The 3695-nt window shown below is 69.0% G+C and carries 3 protein-coding genes and 1 pseudogene; 3 read left to right on the top strand and 1 reads right to left on the bottom strand.

The genetic code is table 11. The features are described from left to right. From AB0M20_RS32045 to AB0M20_RS32035, 3 genes and pseudogenes are all read left to right on the top strand, one after another. Positions 1-1077: pseudogene (locus AB0M20_RS32045) on the top strand (hypothetical protein); the annotation flags it as partial. Then, the gene (locus tag AB0M20_RS32040) at positions 1074-2423 is read left to right on the top strand and encodes a hypothetical protein (protein WP_364304071.1); all 1350 of its coding nucleotides are present in this window, start codon (positions 1074-1076) and stop codon (positions 2421-2423) included. The pseudogene AB0M20_RS32045 and the gene AB0M20_RS32040, both read left to right, overlap by 4 nt. 136 nt (positions 2424-2559) lie before the next feature. Next, entirely contained in the window at positions 2560-2715 is a 156-nt protein-coding gene (locus tag AB0M20_RS32035; RefSeq protein ID WP_364304070.1) for a hypothetical protein, read from the top strand. Between the two features lie 419 nt (positions 2716-3134). Here the strand turns inward: AB0M20_RS32035 and AB0M20_RS32030 are convergent. Continuing rightward, positions 3135-3695: transposase (locus AB0M20_RS32030; RefSeq protein ID WP_364304068.1), on the bottom strand; the 561-nt coding region annotated here is incomplete at its 5' end.

Here is a 3695-nt window from a genome sequence, read left to right as displayed (position 1 = left end):
GCCGCCGCTCAGCTGGGCGCCGATCTGCACATCCACACCGTCTTCGTCGGCGCGGACCTGCCCGGCGCGGCGGCACTCATCGTGGACACCGACGGACACGTCCCCGGCACCAACGGCCGCCTGGCCGTCGCCGATGCGGCCGCTGTCGAACAGGTCATCGACAGTTTGACCACACCGGCCCTCGCCACCTCGACCATCGGTCCGCCACCACCTCCGCCACGGCTACCGCCCACCGGCCAGGCACCGCAGACCCGGCCCACCGCACCGCAGACCACCACAGCGCAGACCACCACAGTGCGCGCCCGGGTGCTCGGCCGGCCCGCGATCCTGGACACCGAAGACGCCCCGATCAAGGGCCTGCGCGCGAAGAGTCTCGAACTGTTCGTCTATCTCGTCGTGCACCGCCACGGCGCGGCCCTGGACGACATCATGGAAGCGCTGTGGCCCGACGTCACCGTGTCCCGCGCCGCCGAACGCCTCTCCACCTGCGTGGCGAACCTGCGCACCACCATCCGCACCATCGCCACCGGCGACGCCCAGCACCGCGGCAGGGTCGAACCGGTGGTGAACACCGGCAGCCGCTACCACCTCGACCCGGACCTGCTCAGCGTCGACTGGTGGTCCGTGCAGGACGCCGTCGCCGCGGCGCAAGCGGCTCCCGACGACACCGCACGGCTGCCACACCTGCTCGCTGCGGTGGACGCAGCCGCAGGCGCCCCGGAGCTCGCCGCCACCACCGACTACGAGTGGGCCGACACCGACCGCGAACACGCCCGCCGCACCCTCATCAGCGTCCACGCCCGCGCCGCAGCACTGCACCCAGATCTCGACGTCAGCCGAGCACTGTGGGAGGCCGCGTGCCGACTTGATCCGCTGTCCGACGACCTCGCCCGCCACGCTATCCGCGCCGCCGCCCGCCTGGGCGACGCCGACGGCGTCCGCCAACGGCTCACCACCCTCCGCAGCGCCCTCGCCGACGCGGAATTGCCGACCGACGACGACACCGAGCACCTCGTCACAACCCTGCTGCAGCAGCTCCCCGACGCCGCGCCCGACGACTCGCGGGACCCGACATGATCGCCACCCTGGAACCGGAACTGCTCGCGCGCCTGGCGACACTCGAGCAACCACCGGCGGTCGTCGATCACCACGACGACGACCTGGCCGCCGCCGTGCGCATCACCGCCCACATGCGCCGCGCCTTCTACACCGCCGTACTCCTCGTTGCCCTCTACGGCACCGCCACCGGGGCCGCCGCCGCGTTTCACCTACCCTGGTGGATCGGCGCCAGCGGCGTCTTCGCGCTCGAACTCGGCGGCATGACATTCCTGTCACACGCGGACGTCCGCCGCCGCCTCGGCGAGCACGCCACCGGCGCGCGCCTGCTCGGCGCGCTGATCGCCGGCGCCGCCGCCGCCTTCAACCTCGTCACCCACGACAGCCACCTGCTCGGCGGCTTCTTCGCCCTGATGAGCAGTCTCGGATTTATCAGCTGGTGGATCGACGTCGAGAACAAACGACGCGACCGCCTGCGCGCACGCGGCATGACAGCCGGCCTACCGCCGCGCTACGGGACGTGGTCGTGGATACGTCAACCCGGGCTGACCGCACGGGCGCGCGCCTTCGCCGTCCGCTACCCACAGCTCGGCCGGTCCGGCTCGCTGGAAGCCGCTCAGATAGTGCAGCGTCAGGAGCGACGCAACGCCGCACTCGCAGCCGCCCTGCAGGTCAAGATCCGCGCTGCGGTCGGCAAGGATCTCGCTCGAATCGCTGCGCTCACCTACGACATGAATGAAGTCGCCGACCGCCTGCAGGCATCCGCAGACTACGACGGCGTGACCGCCCTGCTCGGCGCCGATCTAACTGCCGCCGCCATGCGCGGCGACGCAGCGGACGACGAGCCGCTCGTCACAACGGCGGAACCATCCGACGACCGGACGTCTACGTCAGCCGCCGACACGGTGGCCACCGCCCCATCAGCGAAGGCCCGGGCGAAATCGGTGACATCGCCGTCTCGCGCCCGGATGCGGCCGCCCCGCAAGCAGCTCCCGGCCATCGTTGCGCCGCCTGTTGAAGTTGATCGGCCGCCCGGCACGGTCTCCGTAACCGTCCTCGACACGCCGGCGATCATCGGTGCCGACGGCCACCCGGTCGGCGGCGTCCGCGCCAAGAGTCTGGAATTGCTGGCCTTCCTCGCCAGGCGTCCGACCGGCGCGACCACCGCCGACATCATGGCCTCCATCTGGCCCGGCGTGCCGGCAACACAAGCCGCGCAACGACTCTCCACCTGCGTCAGCAACCTCCGCACCGTCATCCGCTCCGTCGCCGACGACGCCGGCACGACAGGCACGCAACTCGATCCCATCGTCAACACCGGCGGCCAGTACCAGCTCAACCCCGAAGTCGTCACTGCTGACTGCTGACGCAGCCGCCTACGGGAGACACAGCCTGGGCCAGGTCCCGGCCGCGGGTCCGCTCGGCGGGAGCCTTCAATTCGCCAAGGCGATAAAGACGTGCTCACCAACCGGTAAGCCCGACTGCGCCCACGTAGAGGTTCTGGTGTACCGCGCAGAACTGCCGATGGTGCTCAATGACCGGGAAACCGCAACGGAGATGCTGGCCCGCGTCGAGCACATCGCGCCGAACGCAGACGAGACCGGAAGGGCGGCACCGACCTTCGAGATCGCTGCCGACCTCACAGCGGCGCTGCGATGAGTTCGGGGCGCAGTGGAGGTGTAGGCGATGCCTTCTCATGGGCGAGAAGCGCGCGTCGACGTCTGGTCCAGCATTACGATCGGCGTCTACGCAGGGTGACGTAGCGGTCCTCGGTGTCAATCTGGCCTGACTTCCGATGCTCACCACTTGGCGCTCGCTCTGACGAACATCCGCGGCGACCGAGAGCGCAAGCTGGCGCCAAAGTGGCAAACATTTGTCCGCGCATAGTCCATGTCACAAACGAAGCGTCTTCCTTGCGTAGTCGATCAGCTCTCCGAGTGGATTGATCTTTTCTCGGCACGCCTGGCGACCCCCATCGGTAAGTGCGCAGTACTCTCGCCGCTTTCCGCACCTTTGATCAGTCGCTTCGTCTTCAACGATTCCAAGACTTCTCTCTTTGTGAGTGTTTGAGAGAGCTGTTACTCGGGCGGGTTCAGCAGGCGTCGGGTCTGGCGTTTGCCGGGTCGACCGCGGTCGAGGCGGCGGATCATGGTGTTGATCGCGGCCCACCGGATGAACGCCTCGGAGACGCCGGGGTCGCGTTCGTAGTCTCGGGCCAGCCGGCGGTGGGCGGTCAGCCAGGCCAGGCTGCGCTCGACCACCCAGCGCTTCGGGTGCACAGCGAAGCCGCGCTGCTCGGTCGGCTTGCGGACGATCTCCACGCGCATACGCAGCCGGGTGGCGGCCCAGTCAACGAGCCGGCCGGCGAACCCTTGATCGGCGAACACATGCCGGATCGGCGTGGCCAGATACGTGCTGAGCAAGGTGGTCTTCGCGCCGTCGCGGTCCTGCCAGGACGCGGCCATCACACAGACCACCACGAGTAGGCCGAGGGTGTCGGTGACGATGAATCGCTTGCGCCCGTTGATTTTCTTGCCGGCGTCGTAGCCGCGAGAGTCACCGGCGACGGTGTCGGCGGCCTTGACCGACTGGGAGTCGATGATGCCGGCGGACGGCTGCGGTTCTCGGCCTTCCTGCAT

It is taken from the genome of Actinoplanes sp. NPDC051633 (assembly GCF_040681735.1).
In the GTDB taxonomy this organism is placed as follows: Bacteria; Actinomycetota; Actinomycetes; order Mycobacteriales; family Micromonosporaceae; genus Actinoplanes.
Note: the sequence above shows the minus strand (reverse complement) of the source record. Positions and strands in the feature narration are given on the sequence as shown.

Bases quoted from the DNA above. Each gene is read 5' to 3' on its own strand.
- AB0M20_RS32040 (WP_364304071.1), top strand. From the start codon at position 1,074: ATGATCGCCACCCTGGAACCGGAACTGCTCGCGCGCCTGGCGACACTC.